Consider the following 806-nt stretch of genomic DNA (forward strand, 5'->3'; position numbering starts at 1 on the left):
TTCAGAGTTATAACAATCCATAATCGTTGATAAATATAGTTTCTTGCCTTTGATAGGTAACACAAACTCTGTGACATCTGTGACCCATAGTTGATTAAATGTTTTCGGCTTAAAGTTACGCTTTACCTTATTTGGAGAGACTTTTCCAACTTGCCCTTTATATGAACTGTAACGTGTTCTCGATTTGTTTTTGAATTTTTGACACAGTAAATTATAGGTTTTCATAATACGTAACAAGCGCTTATGATTCACCACAATTTGTTCTCTGTTTTCGAGTATTGCTTTGATTCTTCTGTAACCATATCTACCTTTATGTTTTGATACAATTTCTTTAATTTTATTTACTAGCCATCGATCTTTTTGTTTCTGATCATCCATATGTTTTATCCAGTAGTAATATACAGACTTTGGTAGCTTCAACACTGTTAAAATCTCTTTTAGTGTATAAGTCGTTTCTTGCCTTACCTCAAGCGCTACTTTCGTTTTTTGTCTGTTGGATCTGTCGGTAAGGCGTTTAACTTTTTTAGAATGATATTTTCCAGTTCTTTCATTCTGAGTTCTTCTCTTAGACGTTCTAACTCTTCGCGTTCTGTTTCATTCAGTGGTTCACTCTTCGATACTTGTTTTTGGTTATTTTCTTTATTAGGCATATGTTTTATTGGTCTCCCTTGTTTGCCCTCTAGAGCAGCTGGGCCACCTTCTTGAATCTTGCGATTCCAGTTAGCGATTGTTGAAAAATGCTTGATACCAAAGTGTTCCGCTGTTTCTCTATAAGACAATTGATTTTCTTCTCTATATTTTAAAAC

Annotated in this window: 2 protein-coding genes; both read right to left on the reverse strand. The window is 34.1% G+C overall.

Features of this window, described 5'->3' with window-relative positions:
• Positions 1-423, reverse strand: a 423-nt coding sequence (locus HMPREF2767_RS07875) for an IS3 family transposase (protein ID WP_148129010.1), incomplete at its 3' end; no start/stop codon positions are given.
• Positions 424-473: 50 nt separating this feature from the next.
• Positions 474-806, reverse strand: a 333-nt coding sequence (locus tag HMPREF2767_RS07880; protein ID WP_148129011.1) for a helix-turn-helix domain-containing protein, incomplete at its 5' end; no start/stop codon positions are given.

It is taken from the genome of Nosocomiicoccus sp. HMSC067E10 (assembly GCF_001810835.1).
Lineage (GTDB): Bacteria > Bacillota > Bacilli > Staphylococcales > Salinicoccaceae > Nosocomiicoccus > Nosocomiicoccus ampullae_A.